The following is a 16,987-nucleotide window of genomic DNA, read 5'->3' as shown; positions in this document are numbered from 1 at the left end:
CGGCCTCCACAGCCTGTTATAATCAGCCCGTAAACGAAAACACCACGGCAAAACATTTCAATTTTCATATCAAAAAGGAGAGAAAACGATTATGAAAAAACAGACAAAGATCGCTGCGGTCTTATCCGCGGCAGCATTTATGATGATGGTCTCCGGCCTGCCGGTCTATGCGGCATCCTACGGCTGGGTGACAGAAGGTGACGCAAAGGTCTACTACGATGAGGACGGGTACCTCACCACCGATGCCTGGAGAAAGCGTGGAGAAGACTGGTTCTATCTCGGTGAAGATGGACAGATCGTAAAAAACGCGAAGATCGACGAGTACTATGTGGATGACGAAGGAAAGATGGTCACAAACGCATGGGTGGAGTTAAAGAATGAGGAAGATCCGGACTCCCCGGAGACACCGGATGCCTTCTGGTACTACTTTGAGAAGGACGGGAAGTCTGCTATCTCCAAGTGGGTGAAATTCGACTCCAAATGGTACTATTTCGATGAATCCGGCCATATGGCAACAGGAAAGACGGAGATTGACGGGGCGACCTACTACCTCGGAACAGAAAAAGACGGTTTCATGCGGACCGGCTGGATCCGTTTAGAGGAAAACGGCCACGCACCAGGCGCTTCCGAGAGCTGGTACTACTTCAATTCCGACGGCAAGATGGTGACCACCCAGTACGATAAGAAGATCGACGGAAGCTACTACACCTTCATCGACGGAAAGATGCAGACGGGCTGGGTCCTGATGCCGTCCAAGTCTGACGTAACAGACAGCAACGCCGCATCCCCGAAGATCACCGACTACCAGTACTACGGAGCAGCCGGGGACGGAAAGCGCGCCGAAGGTTTCCGCTCCATCGAGGGCATTTCCGGGATCCACGCTGCAGATGAGGTCTACACCTTCTACTTTAAGGCCGGAAAGCCGTATGTTTCCGATAAAAAGGGAAATTCCCTGTTCACCATCAACGCGAAAAAGTATGCGTTCAGTGACCTGGGAATCATGCAGACAGGCAGACAGATCGCGAACGTGGCGAACGATGAGATCGCAAACTTTTACTTCGGTGAGGACGGTATCGTAAAGACCGGAAAACAGGCGATCTACAACGAGGAGACCGGTGAGACCGAGAACTGGTTTTTCCACACCGACGGTGACAAGAAAGGACAGGGCTACCACGGGCTCCGCGACGGCATCCTCTACGTCTACGGAAAAAGACAGGACGCCACCGCCGACCAGAGATATGCACCGGCCGTCTTAAACGGTGTGACCTACCTCGTAGGGACCGCCGGAAACGTGCAGAAAGCATCCGCTTCCTCCACTTCCTCCGAGAAGCCGGAGTTAGGGCGCGGATATAAGGACATCAAAGACGCGAACGGCAAAATCTGGACCGTGGATACGGCCGGAATCGTGCAGTAACGCTGACCATCCACACCATAGATAAAGTTTGAGTCCTCTGGGACTCTTACAAAATGCATAATTGCAAAGGTGCCGGACTCTCTCGCTCAGAGTCCGGCACCTTTTATCTCTATACTGTAATTATCCTTTTATCTTCCTGCTTCTTCATCCCAACTGCCGTCCTCTTTTACAAGCCAGCCGTCCGGAGTTCTCTTCCTTGCGCACATAATTCCTCTGGTTCCGTCGGAGACAGGATTCAGATAATACCACCTTCCATCGATGAACTGCCATCTTCCGCTGATCTTCTCCCAGTGATACTCGCCTGCGCTGCCTTTCCTCACTATTTACTTTCCGTAATATACTCTTTCACCAGGCGGTTCAGTGTGCATTTCATCTGTACCACAATGTCCATCAGCCTGTCGTTCTCTTCGCGAAGCCTTTGGTTTTCTTCTTCCAGAGCATTTTTGCAATGTCTCTCCATGCTCATTGTTTTCGTCCCCCTTACGCCTCGTCAGCAGCCGCCCTTTCCTGCGTCCACTTCCTTTTACTTAAATATATAATACATTTTCCGGCAATTGAAAAGTGGTTTTTGAACGCAAGTTTCGACACGGTTCGAAGGACACACGATATGCATGGACAAAGTTCTGCGCCGCAAGACTCCTGCTGCCCACAAACGGCAGACCTCGTGCAACAGCGAAATCAATATAAAAAAGAATGTGCCTTGGCACATTCTCGCGCCTCGCGCGGTCGCTTGCGACAATCTACATCTTCGCGCGAGTGCGCATCTTTGGCACGTTAGTGCCTTTTTATGTAACAGGGAATTCCTCGGAATTTCCTGTTACATAAAAAAGCGGCAGTCCCACCAAAAAAAGCAAGACTGCCGCCAGATTTTCTCTTATATGATATGAAGCTGCTCAAACGCCCAGGCGATCCCGTCGTCTTCGACATCTTTGGTGATGAAAGTTGCGTAGGGCTCAAGCCCCTTCGCATGTTTCTCCATAATAATGCTGTTTCCGGCATACCGGATCATCGCCAGATCGTTCATGCTGTCCCCAAAGGCATAGGAATCTTCCCTCGCGATCCCATATCTCTTTAAGATCACTTCCATCGCCGTCGCCTTATCGTACCCCGTCGGCACGCACTCGTAGAGTCCGTGTCCCCGGTCGATGGCGGTCACGTCCGGTGCCAGGATCTTTAAAAAACCTTCCTCGTCACTGTTCTCGTCCGCAAGAACACAGAACTTATCAAAATCCACCAGCTCCGTATTCCAGTCCGCGCTGGCCAAGCCCTGGTTCTTGTAGACCACATTTTTCACATGCTCGATCTCGTCCATGTGGGAGACACCGGTCTGCACCGTACATGCCTTCGGTCCCTCTAAGATTCCGTCAAGTTTACACTCGAGGATCGCCTTTTGGAGCTCCCAACGGCGTTTTGCGGAGATTTTTCTGTGGAGCAGGGCTTTTCCCTCCGCCTCTATGTAGGTTCCACAGCCGCAGAGGTAACCGTCCACCGGTACTTTCCCCTCAACATCCTTCATCAGACATCTCGTCCTCCCGGAGTTGATGAAAACCAGGTGTCCGGCGCGGCGCGCCTCTGTTAAAGCAAGCGCCGCACTCTTCGGGAGCTCCTTCGACGCATCCACCAGGAGCGTCCCATCGATATCAAAAAATAATGCTTTTCTCTTCATGATCTCCGTATTAGTTTGCTGCGGAACTGCTCTCGCTCTCCTCCGCAGCAGTCTCTTTCTCTTCAAGAATATTCTCAGCCTCTGTTGTCTCGGCTTCTGTCTCCGGTGCCTCTACATATGTGGAGTTGTCGATCAGGTAGTAGTAAACAGCGCCCATGTCGAAAATCTGCTTTGCGGAATCCTCGCCGTAGGTCGTGATCATCTGCGCCGCGTTCTTGAAGTAGTTCATAACAGCGAGCTTATCTTTCTGTTCATCTGTCGCAGAAAGGTTCTCCTCTGCCTGGATCGCGTTTAAAATGATCTGCTGTTTTACAAGGTTCTCTGCTGTGTCGCGGAGTCCGTCCTCGTCCGTTCCCAGGAACATGCTGAGGAACTGATCGAACTCAAGTCCATAGCTGCTTGCATAGCTGGAATATGTGTTCTTTAACTGGTTGAACATATCATCAACGGCATCCGGGTCAGCTGTAACCTCGGAGTTGTTGATGACCTCGTTTAAGAGCTCACTTCCTGCCGCGTTGAAGAACTGGCTGTCAGCCTCTGCCTGAAGCTCCGCACGTACTTCCTCTTTTAACTGGTCAAGAGTCGCTGTATCGTCGTTGTAGTAACGTTTTGCGAGATCATCATCCACCTTGCTGTCGGCCTCAGATTTTAACTGGTTTAATTTTACATGGAAGACGACTTCCTGACCTGCGAGGTCAGCGCTGCCGTAGTTGTCCGGGAATTTTAAGTTTAAGTCTTTCTCATCTCCGACATTCATGCCGATGACGCCGTCCTCAAAGCCGTCGATAAATGTGCCGCTGCCAAGCTTCAGGTCAAAGCCCTTTTCGGTTCCGTTTGCAAATGCCTTGCCATCCTTTGTGCCGGAATAGTCGATATTTGCGGTGTCACCTTCCTGAGCCGGGCGTCCCTCGATGGTTACCGGGTACTCCGCGCAGAGTTCTTTTAATCTTGTCTCGATCTTGGCGTCAGTAACTTCCTCTTCCTTTGCGGAGAAGGTCAGGTTCTTGTAATCTCCGAGAGTGACGCTCTCCTCGTCGTGAAGTTCTTCCTCAGATTTTGTCTCAGTCTCAGTTGGCGCGGATGCTGTCTCCTCTACAGCCGCGGAGCTGCTCTCAGCATTCTGATTCTTATTTCCGCATCCTGTTGCAATCACTGCAGCTACAGCAACGCAGATACCTGCTTTTATAATTTTTTTCATATTCTTGTTTCCTTCCATTCTGTCTCAATTTCCCCGCGCACCGCCCATTTTCCGGGTCACCCGCGCGTGATATTTATTCTAACATACCGCCACGCGAAAAAAAAGGGTGTTCACAGAATTTTAAGATATTAGTGTCCAAAGGTCTGAAGTCCGCCGCAAGCTTGCTTGCAGGAGGATTTTGGATCTTGGTATCAGAGAGGTCAAAAGACTTTTTGACCTCAACATCATTTTAAGAGAAAATCAAAAAGCATCCTGTAAGGATCATATCATCATGATCCCGCCAGGATGCTTTTTACTATCTCTTATTTGTAGAACGCACAAAACGCCTTATATGTATTGTACACATCAAGCTTCGAAGCCAGCTCAAACGGCGCATGCATGGAAAGGATCGGAACACCGAGATCCACGACATCCACATCCATCATCGCCACAAACTGGGCGATGGTTCCGCCGCCGCCCGCGTCAACGGCTCCGAGTTCGCCAGTCTGCCAGTAAACGCCATTCTCTTCCATGATACCGATGACCTTTGCCATAGTCTCCGCGCTGGCATCACTGCTGCCGGATTTTCCTCTCGCGCCTGTGTACTTTGTGAGCACACAGCCTTTGTTTACATAGCTGGAATTTCTGTTCTCGTAAACGCTTGCGAACGTCGGATCATATGCCGCGTTTACATCGGAGGAGAGGCAGATGGAATGGCGCAGAACCGTCTTTGTGTCCGCCCCAAAGCTCTCTGCAAGGTCCTCAACCGCATGGTGGACGTAGTCGGAGTGAAGTCCCGTATTTCCGACGGAACCGATCTCTTCCTTATCTGTAAGGATCGTGAATGTGGTGTGCTCCGGGTTCTCCGCAGCAATCTCCGCCATCAGCGCTGTATACGCGCACACACGGTCATCCTGTCCATAGGAACCGATGAGGCCGCGGTCCAGTCCGATATCAACGGCCTTGTATGCCGGAACCATCTCGATCTCCGCACGGGTGAAATCCTTCTCCGTGATTCCGTAGCGGTCATTCAATAACTTCATCGCAAGGAGCTTCGCCGGATTCTTGATCTTATCGTTCTCCTCGTCATGGTACGGGATGGAGCCGATGATGATGTTCAGCTCCTCGCCCTTTAAGCCCTCGCCGAGCTTTCTTCCGTTCTGCTCTGCCGCAAGGTGCGGGAGAAGGTCTGTCACGCAGAACTGCGGGTCGCCTTCTTTCTCGCCGATGGAGACCTCAACAGTCTCTCCGTCCGCCTTCATAACAACGCCGTGCATGGATAACGGCACAGTGCCCCACTGATATTTGCGGATTCCGCCGTAGTAGTGCGGCTTTAAGTAGGCGATCTCGTCCTTTTCAAATAATGGGTTCGGCTTTAAGTCCAGGCGCGGGGAATCGATATGGGCGCCGTTCATGCGCAATCCCTCGTTCAGATCCTTTGTTCCGATGGTGGAAGCGATGATCGCTTTCTTTCGGTTTACCCAGTAGATCTTGTCGCCCGGCTTGTAGGACGCCTTCGGGTCAAATTCCTTGTATCCGGCGTTCGTTAAGAGCGATACCGCTTTTTTCACACATTCTCTCTCGGTCTTTCCCTCATTTAAGAATGTCTTGTATCCCTCGCAGAAATTCTGCGCCTCCGGAATCTGTTCCGGCGCTTTTTCTCCGATGTGCGGAGCTTCCCAGAGAAGTGCTTTTTCCAGATCTTTGCCGTTCATGCTAAAAACCTCCGTATGTGTATTTTATGAATTATAACAACTCACTCACGCTGCCTGGTCCGAATCAGTCTGTTTTATGGAAACCATTTTCGACCTGGACACATGTTCCAATTCCTGCATGCAGCTGTCGTGTCTTATCTCTTACTTTGTAAGCAGATCTTTACTGTCGAGCATCAGTGTAAATGGACCATCGTTTAGCAGGTCCACCTTCATATCTGCCCCAAACTCCCCATGTGCCACCTTCTCCACATGCATCCTGCACCGCTCCATAAAATATTCATAGAGGCGGTTCGCATGATCCGGCGCTCCAGCGTCAGTAAAGCTTGGGCGGTTGCCCTTTCTGCAGTCCGCGTACAGCGTAAACTGGCTCACAACAAGGATCTCGCCGTCCACATCCTGGAGCGAGCGGTTCGTCTTTCCGTTCTCATCCTCAAAAATGCGGAGCTTGCAGATCTTGTCCGCCATCTTGTCCGCAATGCTCTCGTCATCCGTGTCGGAGACGCCGAGAAGGATCAGGAATCCCTGTCCGATGGATCCCGTCTCCTGTCCGTCCACATGGACCGACGCGTGTTTTACTCTCTGTAATACGACTCTCATGTTTCCTCCGGCGCTCTGCCTGCACTCCATTTTCCGTACCGGCAGATCCGCCCACAAATTTTATATTTTCGCTGCTGGAATTCCCTGTCTTAACAAGAGCGGAAACGGCCTACGTTGGACCGTTTCCTGCAAGTTCTTCCTGTCTTTTTTCTGCCTTTTCCCGCTCGCGGCGCTTTTCTTCCTCAACACGCCGCTCTTCCTCCTCGACCGCCATGATCGCCTGGTTTAAGGAGAACATCTTCATGTCCAGCATATCCACCATATCGGCACAGGACTTCAACTCCCGCTCCAGATAATCCGGCGCTTTTCCTTCAAATTTATAAGCGATCTTGTGCTCTAGGGATGCCCAGAAGTCCATGGCGATAGTCCGGATCTGGATCTCGACCTTCGTGTCCCGCTTTCCTTCCGACAGATAGACCGGGATCGTCACTACCATATGGTAGCTCTTATATCCGTTCGTCTTCGGATATTTAATGTAGTCCTTAACATGCAGGACCGTGATATCCGCCTGTCTTGCGATCATATCCGCAATCGGATAAATATCGGACATAAAGGAACAGATGATCCTGATTCCCGCGATATCATTTAAGTGCTCCACCATGTTTTCAATCGTGACTTCACATCCATCGTTCTTCAGCTTTTTCACGATGCTCTCCGGTGTCTTCAACCGGGAAGTGATATGTTCGATCGGATTGTAATTGTATAACTGGATAAATTCATTGTTTAAGATCTCGATCTTCGTGTTGATGGATTTTAACGCGGAGCTGTATAAAAACATTGTTGATTTCCACTGATCGATCTGATCAAAGCCTCCAGACTCTTTCGTCATGCTGACGCCCCCTTTCTTTGCAGCCGGGAACGTTCCGTCCATGCGACCATGTCTTCACGCGTTCTCTGCTACAGCTTCAGACCCTTTAAGAGATCCGCAAGACCTGTGCTTGCCTGACCTTCTTCCTTATATCCGTAGGTGTCCTCAGCTTCTCTCTCCTCTTCCTCCTCGATCAGCTCCTTCATAGACAGACTGATCTTGTTGTTTGCGGTGGAGATAATTTTTACACGTACTTCCTGTCCCTCTTTCAGAACAGCGCCCGGATGTTTGATCCTCTTTGTGCTGATCTGGGAGATATGGAGGAGACCGGTAAGTCCGTTCTCAAGCTCTACAAATGCGCCGTAGTCCTTTAAGGTCTCGACGGTACCCTTCATGACAGCGCCGACTTCGCATTTTGCAATTTTTTTGTTTGTCTCTTCCTGTTTCTTCTCTCTGGCTGCCTCGCGGCCGGATAATACGAGGCGGTGTGTCTCCTCGTCGGCGGTGATAACGGTTACCTCGATGGTCTTTCCGTCGAATTCCTTTAAGTCTTCCACATACTCGTCGCTCAGGCGGGAAGCCGGAATAAATCCGCGGATTCCTTCCAGGTACGCAACGGCGCCGGCGTTTACGATCTCTGCGATCTTTACCGGGACAACGGTGCGCTCTTCCATCATATTTTTCAGCTTATCCCACGCGAGGACCTGATTTGCTTCCTTCTTTGAGAGGACCATATTTCCCTCGCCGTCGTTTGTCGCCATCACGGTGGCTGTGATCTCGTCGCCCGGATGGATCATCTCTGCCATGTTGAAATCAGGATCTTCGCTCAGGTCGTCCTTGCGGATCACGCCGTCCGCGTAAGCCTTCAAGTCCACGATCACCGCGTCATCTGTCACATCGATCACGGTACCTGTCACAACATCGCCAACTCTAATTTTTTTAAGGGAGGCTTCCAGCTCCTCTTTGTAATCGTCCATGGATTCCATATGTCATCTCTCCTTTTCTCACCATCTGCCCTTACGCCGTCGGACGGCATAATTATGAATAGTAATTCCTTTCTCTATTTAACCATATTCTGTGAATATTTGCCATAGTTTTCACAAAAAAATCATGATAAAATGTGCATAGTAATTACTGTACACGGGTAGGAGTTTTCTGAGCTGAAAATTCCGTACAATACAGTGGCGGTAGTGGATTTTGCCGATCTGGAATGCGAAGCATCGGCAAAATCAGTTACTGTTTGCGCAAAGCGTGAGCAGTAACGCATAGTATATATTTTGGAGGCACTCACCATGAAAGATTATGCTGACCTGCATACCCATACCATCGCCAGCGGACATGCCTATGGAACCATCACGGAGATGGTCCATGCCGCCGCTTTAAAGGACCTGCCGATCCTCGGCATCACCGAGCACACCCCATCCATGCCCGGAAGCTGTGGGGAGATGCAGTTTTGTAACTTCAAAGTGATCCCGCCGGTCTTGGAGGGCGTCCGCCTTTTATTCGGCTGTGAGTTAAATATCGTAGATTATAAAGGAACCATCGACCTGTCGGAAAAGATGTTAAAGCGGTTATCCTACACCGTTGCCAGTCTCCATGACCTCTGCTTAAAGCCGGGAACAAGGGAAGAAAACACCTTCGCTGTCGTCACAGCATTAAAAAATCCATATGTCACGATCCTTGGACACCCGGATGACGGAAAATTCCCGCTGGACTACGAGGCGGTAGTGAAGACCGCAAAGGAGCACCACCGGATGATCGAGCTCAACAACACATCCCTGACCCCGGGCGGATCCCGCATCCACGCATACGAAAATGACCGGATCATTCTTCCGCTCTGTGCGAAATACAAGGTTCCGGTTATCATGAACAGCGATGCCCACTTTACGACGGCTGTCGGGGAACATGGACGGGCGGAGGCCCTCTTAAAGGAGTTAAACTTTCCGGAGGAACTGATCGCAAACTATCATCCGGAGATCCTAAAGGAATATATTCCGGATTTAGCTGACTTCCAGGGTTGAATCATCTGATAAAAGGGGGCTTGCCTTTACTGCTGGCAGCATATTTCAGCTGTCTGACAGCACAAAAAACGGCTGCGAAGTTTTATTTCACTTCACAGCCGTTTCCTCTTTCGTAAAAATCATTCCAGAATTACTTCAGCAGTTTGTCGACCTTCGCCCACAGTGCCTGCAGTTCCTTCTGATCGCTCAGACGGTCTTTCTGGATCCGGATAATATTCTCCAGCGCCGCATTCGCGCCGTCCGCATTTAACTTCTCGTCACAGGTCTTCTTCGCCTTTGTGTACGGGTCCATGCTCTCCTGATCCTCTTCCTGCTCTGCCTGGAGCTTCCGGATCTTCTCCACAAGCTTTACCGCCTCGTCCGACGGGTTCTTTACATCCTGCCAGTTTAAAAGGTGGGTGTTGTTCTCCGCGTTGATCGTATCCAGTGCAATACTGTTCTTTAACATCGTTTTCCAGTTGTCCGAGATCGCCGTCTCATACGTCTGCTTCGCAGTCTTATTATCCGCAAAAGCTGTCAACGGCATTCCCGCAAGACATACCAGAAGACCGAATAAAAATAAAATCCTCTTCATCTTCGTGTCCTCCTCATTGCAAGCTGATAATCAATCTCTTGACACTTTCGTGCTCCCGAGATACTAAAACATCTGAAACCCACCCGATTTTACTTTTTATTCAATAGGTGGATATTTTCCATGTTCCGTTCATTCAAAGAATATCTGCAAATGTCTGCTTATCACACTTACAAGTCCACTCTCTGAACTGTTATCATCTTATCACACTTCTGTCCATTCTTCTACGGCAAAGCTGCGGCAATCCTGCGGCAGTATGATCGTAAATATGGCACCTTCCGGCGAGGCTTTTGCCGCAATATCGCCTCCCATGTACTCCATGGAGCGTTTTGCGATGGAAAGCCCCAGCCCGTGATTTCCGTTCTTCCCTTTATAAAAGCGATCGAACAGATGAGGAAGATCGTCTTCTAGGATTCCCGGCCCGTCGTCCCGGATCGTGATCTTTAGCTGCTCCCCGTTCTCCTCCACTGAGATCCAGACCATCTCCTTAGCGTAGCGGATACAGTTTGATGTCACATTCGAGAACGCCCGGCCTAAAAGCATCACATCCGAGATAATCTTATGCTCATCCCCCGGCAAAAATTCCAATTTTATTTTTTTCTGGTACGCAAGTCCCTCGAGGCGCTCGATCTGGTCCTCGATGTACTCCCGGATCCCCATCTCCACCGGCACAACCTGGTACCGCATCTGGTCCATTCTCGTCAACGTCAGGATCCCGTCAACAACTTCCGTCAGGCGGCTGCTCTCGTCCAGGATCACGCCTGCTGCCTGAGAGACGTCCTCAAAGACACCTCTCTGGATTCCCTGGGCATAACCGCTGATGGACATAAGCGGCGTTCTGAGCTCATGGGACGCGTTCTGGAAAAACACACGCTCCGCCTCGTCCGCCTTTAAGAGGTTATCCTGCATCTGGTTGATCTCATTTTCCAGCTCGTAGAGCTCCTTTACGTTGGTTCCGGTCTCGACTTTCTTAAACTTCTTCTCACCGATTCCCCGGGCTGCTTCGCAGAGACGGCTCACCGGAGTCGAAATACTTCCCGCGACGAACCAGAACAGCACAATGGACACGCCCGCCATCGCTCCCATGATCATGAACACCAGTCTCGACACCTCATTTAAGATCACGCTGGTATCGTGGATCGGACAGTATAAGAGCACATTCTGGACATGACCGGGCCGATTCTGACCCACATCCAGGAAATAGAGCATATATTTTGTGTCACCGATGGTCTCCTCCGTGATCTCCCCGCTCTCGAACGCCGGATCATTTCCGGTCATTCTCGTCAGGAACTCCGAGTACATCTGGGTCATCTCCGGCTGGTCATCATAGTTTTTCGGATACAGCACCCGGTACTTGTTTCCGATCACCAGCATCTTCGACTCCCCGGACTCCGTCTGGGCCGCGTTCCGCAGGGCATTTAGGAGACTTCTCCTGTCATCCTGCGCATTTGTCTCGTCCGGCACGTCCAGGTTCCTGTACTCGTCCGCCAATTCCTCCACCGTCTTCACCATCTGCCCCAGGTCACGCTTCGCGTTGTAGTTCATATGTCCGTCCAGCGCATAGCTGAACACGAACCACGCCGCAACCGGGAACGCGATCAGAAGAAGCATCACCGGAAGGAATATCTTCATCCGGATACTTAATTTCATGCCTCTCCTCCACTCGTCAGGCGGAATCCGTAGCCCCATACGGTCTCGATCTTCACGGTGCTCTTCTGGTCCTTCAGTTTCTTCCTGAGACGCTTCACCATGTCATCCACGGCGCGGGTGTCAACTTCCCTGCTGTCCACCTTCCAGAGAGATTTTAACAGGTCATCACGGCTCGCCGCATGTTCCTGGCGCTCCAGCATATGGCACAGGAAGTCGAATTCCAGCGGTGTCAGGGCAAAATCTTCGTCCTTTAACTTCGCGGCACGGCGCTTCGGGTAGAGCTTGATATCCCCGATCTCATAGGAATCCTTCGCCTCTTCCTCCTGTCCGGAGAATGTGTCCACGCGGCGGAATAACGCCTTGACTCTCGTCACAAGTTCCAGCGGCAGGAACGGTTTTACCATGTAATCGTCGCTTCCGAGAGTGATTCCGGTGATCCGGTCTAACGGGGAATCCTTTGCAGAGACAATGATGATCGGAACATGGCTCGTCTTCCGGATCTGGGTGCAGACCGTGAGGCCATCCATCCCCGGCATCATGATATCGAGGATGCAGAGATCCGGCGCTTTTTTCTGGAACGCGTCAAGAAGGGACTCGCCATCCCCGAAGCACTCCACCTCATATCCCTCTTTTTCCAGGAAATTTTCTATCAGAAAACAAATGTTTTTTTCATCATCCGCCACATAGATCAGCTTTGGCATAATTTTCCCTCCTGTATTTCTATTATCTGCCAGAATGCGCAGCCCATTCCGCCGCCTTTCGGCAGTCTGCGTTCCCGAGTTTTAGCTTCTTTGTTAACGCCCATTATACCATGCCTTTCCTTGCATGGTAAATACCTGCCGCAGAATTGCCGCACGACCGCCCGGAACAGAGGACAAAACTTCGCAGAAAATTTTCCGCAAGACTCCTTTTTCCATTGTACTTTTCAGCAAACTGTTGTAAACTAACTCTATATCACAGCGCAGTGCGAAAGAAATGTTTTTCCCACTCGCCATCCAACATTTTCAGAAAGGACGGAATCTCACATGAATAAAGACCTGGAATTTCTCACCCGCGTGATCGACGAAAAATCCGCGAAGATCCTGGATGCCAACGATAAGATCTGGGAGTATGCCGAGCTGGCGTTCCATGAGACAAAATCGGCTGCCCTGTTAAAATCAATCTTAAAAGAAGAGGGCTTTGCCTTGACGGAAGGCGATGCCGGAATCCCGACCTGCTTTACCGGAACCTTTTCCTACGGAACAGGAAAACCTGTCATGGGAATCCTCGGCGAGTATGATGCCCTGTCTTCCTTAAGCCAGAAGGCCGCTGACCCGCACAAGGAACCTTTAAAGGAAGGCGCTCCGGGACATGGCTGCGGCCACTGCGCGCTCGGTACCGGCGCTCTCGCCGCTGCCCTGGCTGTCAGGGAATACCTGATCGCCAACAAGAAGGACGGAACCATCATCTACTTCGGCTGCCCGGCTGAAGAAGGCGCAGGTTCCAAGCAGTTCATGGCCCGCGCAGGCATGTTCGACGATGTCGATTTCGTATACTCCTGGCACCCGGCAACAAAGAACGCCGTCGAGTGCAATCACAGCAACGCCATCATGGGCGCAAACTTCTATTTTAAGGGTGTTGCGTCCCACGCAGGCGCAACCCCATACCTCGGAAGAAGTGCCCTGGACGCCGTTGAACTCATGAACGTGGGCTGCAACTACCTGAGAGAGCACATGATCCCGGAAGCGAGAATCCACTACGCTTACATCGATGCCGGCGGAACCGCCCCGAACGTCGTACAGGATCACGCGACGATCCGCTATGAGGTCCGCTCTCCGTGGGTCTACCAGGTAAAAGAGCTCTTCGAGCGCGTAAAAAATGTTGCCCGCGGCGCATCCATCATGACCGATACCACCTTTGAGTGCGAGCTTTCCATGGCGTTCACCGAATATCTTCCAAACAACGCCCTGGCGGCGGTTGCGGACGAGTGTTTACAGGAAGTCGGCGCTCCGAAATGGGATGACGCGGATTACAGGATGGCAAAGGAATTCTTAAATACCTACCCGGCGACCACCCTGGAAAACATCAAATCCCAGATCATTGAGACTTACGGGGAAGACCGCTTAGAGGAGATTCTTGAAAGGCCGCTGGATTCCGAGATCCACCCGTTCAACCCGGATAAGATCAAGCTGACCGCCGGCTCTACAGATGTGGGTGATGTCGGATACGCCGCCCCTACCTTAAATATCAATATTGCCACCGCATGTATCGGAAATGTCGGACACTCCTGGCAGATGGTTGCCCAGTCCTGCAGCCCGTTAGCCCACAAGGGACTCCTGACCGCAGCAAAAGTCCTGGCTCTCTCCTGCATCCGCACCATGGACCGCCCGGATGTGATCGAAGCCGCAAAGAAAGAACTCCACAAGAGAAACGGTGGACACTATACCTGCCCGCTGCCGGATTCTGTTGAGCCGCCGTTAGATACATACTAAACCGTCGATTCACGGTTCTCCGCAGACTCCATCTTTCACAATTTGAAACTGCTTTATCTGTAAAATCATGTCTGTGTGAGTTCAGTCTTTCATACAAAAAACGGATATTTTGTTACAGTTCAGCCATGCGCTGGTTTGAATGAGAAAGTGTGTTGCAAGCTTGCTTGCATAAGCACTTTTTCATCCAAATCAGCATATGGTGGAACCACCAAGCTTCTTGTTTTCATGAATATGAAAACAAGAAGATGTAATGGCTGAACTGTAACGATATTTTTCAGTAAGTTGATCAGGGTACATGTTCGTATCCTGATTTTCTGTTATAATGATAATATTTCAATAGCCTGTTCCTATACGGAACTAACCGGAAAGTATAAGCTCTCGACTTAAAATCCATGCTTTATCAGCCACTCAATACAGTGGTTCTACTGTGTATACAAGGGAGGAATGGAACATGAACATACTGATCGCCGCAGATTCCTTTAAAGGAAGCTGCTCTGCCAGACAAGTGACCGATACCATTGAACGTGCCGCAAAAAATGTAATCCCGGATGTGACCATCACAAAGATTCCTGTCGCTGACGGCGGAGAGGGAACCGTTGATGCCTTGGTTGCTGCCATGAGAGGAACAAAAGTCAGCGTTCCTGCCCATGATCCTTTGGGGCGCCCAATAACCGCCGAGTATGGACTTCTCCCGGACGGCAGCGCCGTGATCGAGACCGCTGCGGCGTCCGGACTTACCTTATTAAAACCTGAGGAGCGGGATGCCCTGCACGCGTCCACCTTTGGAACGGGCGAGCTGATCCGTCACGCCCTGGAACATAGAGTTAAAAAGATCATCTTAGGTCTCGGCGGAAGCGCCACCACCGACGGCGGCGCCGGGCTGGCAGGCGCCCTTGGAATCTCGTTTCTCGATAAGGATGGGAAGGAACTGGAACCAGGCGGTGTCCACTTAAGGGAACTTGCCTCGATCTCCACGGATGGGCTTTTGAGGGAAGCCGCCGGATGCAAGTTTTTGGTTGCCTGCGATGTAAAAAATCACCTTTGCGGAGCCCTCGGAGCAGCTGCCGTGTTCGGACCTCAGAAAGGGGCTGATGAGGAGCAGGTGAAGATTCTTGACGCGGCGCTCGCTCACTATGCCGCAGTTTTGAAGGATAAACTCCACTGCGCTGCCGCCGACACCGACGGGAGCGGAGCGGCAGGCGGCCTGCTCTGCGGAATTCTCCCGTATTTCCCGGTGACGATCTGCTCGGGAATCGACCTGGTTCTGGATCTCACGGATTTCGATGAGCATGTGAAGCAGGCGGACCTTGTAATTACGGGCGAAGGACGGATTGACTTCCAGTCCGCGCTGGGAAAAGTTCCTGTCGGTGTCGCTGAACGCGCCAAAAAAGTCCGGAATGTGCCGGTGGTTGCCATCGCCGGGGCGAAAGGCGACGGATGCGAAACGCTTTATAATTTCGGGATCGATGCGATCTTCGACACGGTTCCGGGCGTCATGTCGTTGGAGGATGTGATGAGTCATGCGGAGGAGAATCTGCTGAATACTGCTGAGAATGTGCTTAGACTGTTTCAAATTGGAAATTTAAGATAAATATAGCGGTCTTTGATTTCTTTCGATGGTTTTTATAACCTGTAGGCACTTCATGACCGAGAAAGACTACCGGGAATTGGGGACTCAAAATTTTTATCAGCCTCAAATCAGGTGCATGAAACTTATATTTTCACTTTCTGAGCCTTTTGGCGGATACTCTTCTGTGTTTTATCTGCTTCTGTGTTTTATCTGCCCACAATTTTTTCAAAAAAGGAGACGATTATATATGAAGCTTGTAGTTTTAGATGGATATACAGAAAACCCGGGCGATTTAAGCTGGGACGCGTTAAAAGAATTCGGTGACCTCACCGTCTATGACAGAACTTCCTTCACAGAATCACCTCTGATCACTGAACGTATCGGTGATGCCGAGATTATCATCACAAATAAGACCCCGATCTCCCGTGAGACCATCGACAAGTGTCCGCGTATCAAGCTGATCGCGGCTCTCGCCACCGGCTACAATGTCATCGACTATAACTACGCCGCTGAAAAGGGAATTCCTGTTGTGAATGTTCCGACATACGGAACCGCCTCTGTCAGTCAGTTCTCCATCGCTCTTCTCCTTGAGGTCTGCCATCACATCGGCCACCATGACAAGACTGTCCATGAAGGAAAATGGGCTGAAAGCATTGACTGGTGCTACTGGGACTATCCGCTGATCGAGCTGGAGGGAAAGACCATGGGCATCATCGGCTTCGGGCGCATCGGTCAGGCTGAGGGACGCATCGCGAAAGCTCTCGGCATGAACGTCATCGCCTATGACCTCTACCCGAATGAATCCGGCCGCGCGATCGCGGATTACGTTACCCAGGATGAGCTTTTCGCGAAGGCTGACGTGATCTCCCTGCACTGCAATCTGACACCGGAAAACGCAGGACTCATCAACCGGGAAAATATCGCGAAAATGAAGGACGGCGTGATTCTTCTGAACAATGCCCGCGGGCAGCTTGTCAACGAGGTGGACCTCGTAGAAGCGCTTGCTTCCGGCAAAGTCGCTGCCGCCGGTCTCGATGTCGTTTCCACTGAGCCGATCAAGGCTGACAACCCGCTCTTAAAAGCTCCAAACTGCATCATCACCCCGCATATTTCATGGGCTCCGAAGGAAAGCCGCAGGCGGATCATGGACTGCACTGTGGAGAATATCCGGGCGTTCTTAAACGGAAAACCGGTTCATGTAGTGAACATGAAATAATTTTGACTGGGCATATCAGGCTTTTTAGCGCCACTGTGTCACAGGAAATTATCTGGAATTTCCTGTGACATTTCATTTCAAAAATTCCTGTCGTCATTTGCTATCCAGGAG

16 protein-coding genes are annotated in these 16,987 nt (G+C 50.9%); 5 read left to right on the top strand and 11 right to left on the bottom strand.

From position 1 onward, the window contains the following. Positions 1-91 precede the first annotated feature (91 nt). The gene (locus tag DW677_RS05530) at positions 92-1,414 is read left to right on the top strand and encodes a cell wall-binding protein (RefSeq protein ID WP_117566637.1); all 1,323 of its coding nucleotides are present in this window, start codon (positions 92-94) and stop codon (positions 1,412-1,414) included. Positions 1,415-1,542: 128 nt separating this feature from the next. Here DW677_RS05530 and DW677_RS05525 read toward each other — a convergent pair whose 3' ends face one another. The 8 genes from DW677_RS05525 to DW677_RS05495 all read right to left on the bottom strand — a co-directional run bounded on the left by DW677_RS05525 (position 1,543) and on the right by DW677_RS05495 (position 8,363). Beyond that, positions 1,543-1,734: a hypothetical protein gene (locus DW677_RS05525; protein WP_117469206.1), complete on the bottom strand. Its 192-nt coding sequence runs from the start codon at positions 1,732-1,734 to the stop codon at positions 1,543-1,545. Then, on the bottom strand, positions 1,734-1,880 hold the full coding sequence (locus tag DW677_RS18255; RefSeq protein WP_015553355.1) for a hypothetical protein: 147 nt from the start codon (positions 1,878-1,880) through the stop codon (positions 1,734-1,736). Before DW677_RS18255 ends, DW677_RS05525 begins: the two co-directional genes overlap by 1 nt. A 408-nt stretch (positions 1,881-2,288) precedes the next feature. Further along, the gene (locus DW677_RS05520; RefSeq protein WP_015553354.1) at positions 2,289-3,080 is read right to left on the bottom strand and encodes an HAD family hydrolase; all 792 of its coding nucleotides are present in this window, start codon (positions 3,078-3,080) and stop codon (positions 2,289-2,291) included. A 10-nt stretch (positions 3,081-3,090) separates the two neighbouring features. Then, positions 3,091-4,278 (bottom strand): trigger factor, encoded by a 1,188-nt coding sequence (gene tig, locus DW677_RS05515; RefSeq protein WP_181968305.1) that lies wholly within the window; start codon positions 4,276-4,278, stop codon positions 3,091-3,093. Between the two features lie 302 nt (positions 4,279-4,580). Continuing rightward, entirely contained in the window at positions 4,581-5,972 is a 1,392-nt protein-coding gene (locus DW677_RS05510) for an aminopeptidase (RefSeq protein WP_117566635.1), read from the bottom strand. 141 nt (positions 5,973-6,113) lie between these two features. Then, positions 6,114-6,569: a D-aminoacyl-tRNA deacylase gene (dtd, locus tag DW677_RS05505; protein ID WP_015553351.1), complete on the bottom strand. Its 456-nt coding sequence runs from the start codon at positions 6,567-6,569 to the stop codon at positions 6,114-6,116. Between the two features lie 109 nt (positions 6,570-6,678). After that, a complete protein-coding gene (locus tag DW677_RS05500; RefSeq protein ID WP_117483783.1) occupies positions 6,679-7,398 on the bottom strand; it encodes a GTP pyrophosphokinase family protein in 720 nt (239 codons plus the stop codon). A 68-nt stretch (positions 7,399-7,466) separates the two neighbouring features. After that, positions 7,467-8,363: a S1 RNA-binding domain-containing protein gene (locus DW677_RS05495; RefSeq protein WP_015553349.1), complete on the bottom strand. Its 897-nt coding sequence runs from the start codon at positions 8,361-8,363 to the stop codon at positions 7,467-7,469. 306 nt (positions 8,364-8,669) lie between these two features. Between DW677_RS05495 and DW677_RS05490 the strand changes: the two genes are divergently transcribed. Next, positions 8,670-9,398 carry a phosphatase gene (locus DW677_RS05490; RefSeq protein ID WP_117566634.1) on the top strand — a complete coding sequence of 243 codons (729 nt, stop codon included), beginning with the start codon at positions 8,670-8,672 and terminating at the stop codon, positions 9,396-9,398. A 130-nt stretch (positions 9,399-9,528) separates the two neighbouring features. On the opposite strand, the gene DW677_RS05485 is transcribed toward DW677_RS05490, so the two are convergent. From DW677_RS05485 to DW677_RS05475, 3 genes are all read right to left on the bottom strand, one after another. Beyond that, positions 9,529-9,972, bottom strand: coding sequence for a hypothetical protein (locus DW677_RS05485; protein WP_015553347.1), 444 nt, complete (start codon positions 9,970-9,972; stop codon positions 9,529-9,531). Positions 9,973-10,173: 201 nt separating this feature from the next. Next, positions 10,174-11,619 carry a HAMP domain-containing sensor histidine kinase gene (locus tag DW677_RS05480; protein ID WP_165859942.1) on the bottom strand — a complete coding sequence of 482 codons (1,446 nt, stop codon included), beginning with the start codon at positions 11,617-11,619 and terminating at the stop codon, positions 10,174-10,176. Next, positions 11,616-12,320 (bottom strand): response regulator transcription factor, encoded by a 705-nt coding sequence (locus tag DW677_RS05475; protein ID WP_015553345.1) that lies wholly within the window; start codon positions 12,318-12,320, stop codon positions 11,616-11,618. The genes DW677_RS05480 and DW677_RS05475 overlap by 4 nt, the downstream gene beginning before the upstream one ends. A gap of 324 nt (positions 12,321-12,644) precedes the next feature. Here DW677_RS05475 and DW677_RS05470 point away from each other — a divergent pair, with 324 nt between their 5' ends. The 3 genes from DW677_RS05470 (at position 12,645) to DW677_RS05460 (ending at position 16,876) form a co-directional block, all read left to right on the top strand. Further along, on the top strand, positions 12,645-14,090 hold the full coding sequence (locus tag DW677_RS05470) for an amidohydrolase (RefSeq protein ID WP_117504167.1): 1,446 nt from the start codon (positions 12,645-12,647) through the stop codon (positions 14,088-14,090). A 451-nt stretch (positions 14,091-14,541) separates the two neighbouring features. Next, positions 14,542-15,681 carry a glycerate kinase gene (locus tag DW677_RS05465; RefSeq protein ID WP_117504166.1) on the top strand — a complete coding sequence of 380 codons (1,140 nt, stop codon included), beginning with the start codon at positions 14,542-14,544 and terminating at the stop codon, positions 15,679-15,681. Positions 15,682-15,907: 226 nt separating this feature from the next. Beyond that, positions 15,908-16,876: a D-2-hydroxyacid dehydrogenase gene (locus tag DW677_RS05460; RefSeq protein WP_117504164.1), complete on the top strand. Its 969-nt coding sequence runs from the start codon at positions 15,908-15,910 to the stop codon at positions 16,874-16,876. Positions 16,877-16,987: the final 111 nt, after the last annotated feature.

It is taken from the genome of Clostridium sp. AM25-23AC, assembly GCF_003435125.1.
Classification (GTDB): Bacteria; Bacillota; Clostridia; order Lachnospirales; family Lachnospiraceae; genus Pilosibacter; species Pilosibacter fragilis.
Note: the sequence above shows the minus strand (reverse complement) of the source record. Positions and strands in the feature narration are given on the sequence as shown.

Coding starts and splice junctions, on each gene's coding strand:
- DW677_RS05530 (WP_117566637.1), top strand. CDS start 92: ATGAAAAAACAGACAAAGATCGCTGCGGTCTTATCCGCGGCAGCATTT.
- DW677_RS18255 (WP_015553355.1), bottom strand. CDS start 1,880: ATGAGCATGGAGAGACATTGCAAAAATGCTCTGGAAGAAGAAAACCAA.
- DW677_RS05520 (WP_015553354.1), bottom strand. CDS start 3,080: ATGAAGAGAAAAGCATTATTTTTTGATATCGATGGGACGCTCCTGGTG.
- tig (WP_181968305.1), bottom strand. CDS start 4,278: ATGAAAAAAATTATAAAAGCAGGTATCTGCGTTGCTGTAGCTGCAGTG.
- DW677_RS05510 (WP_117566635.1), bottom strand. CDS start 5,972: ATGAACGGCAAAGATCTGGAAAAAGCACTTCTCTGGGAAGCTCCGCAC.
- dtd (WP_015553351.1), bottom strand. CDS start 6,569: ATGAGAGTCGTATTACAGAGAGTAAAACACGCGTCGGTCCATGTGGAC.
- DW677_RS05500 (WP_117483783.1), bottom strand. CDS start 7,398: ATGACGAAAGAGTCTGGAGGCTTTGATCAGATCGATCAGTGGAAATCA.
- DW677_RS05495 (WP_015553349.1), bottom strand. CDS start 8,363: ATGGAATCCATGGACGATTACAAAGAGGAGCTGGAAGCCTCCCTTAAA.
- DW677_RS05490 (WP_117566634.1), top strand. CDS start 8,670: ATGAAAGATTATGCTGACCTGCATACCCATACCATCGCCAGCGGACAT.
- DW677_RS05485 (WP_015553347.1), bottom strand. CDS start 9,972: ATGAAGAGGATTTTATTTTTATTCGGTCTTCTGGTATGTCTTGCGGGA.
- DW677_RS05480 (WP_165859942.1), bottom strand. CDS start 11,619: ATGAAATTAAGTATCCGGATGAAGATATTCCTTCCGGTGATGCTTCTT.
- DW677_RS05475 (WP_015553345.1), bottom strand. CDS start 12,320: ATGCCAAAGCTGATCTATGTGGCGGATGATGAAAAAAACATTTGTTTT.
- DW677_RS05470 (WP_117504167.1), top strand. CDS start 12,645: ATGAATAAAGACCTGGAATTTCTCACCCGCGTGATCGACGAAAAATCC.
- DW677_RS05465 (WP_117504166.1), top strand. CDS start 14,542: ATGAACATACTGATCGCCGCAGATTCCTTTAAAGGAAGCTGCTCTGCC.
- DW677_RS05460 (WP_117504164.1), top strand. CDS start 15,908: ATGAAGCTTGTAGTTTTAGATGGATATACAGAAAACCCGGGCGATTTA.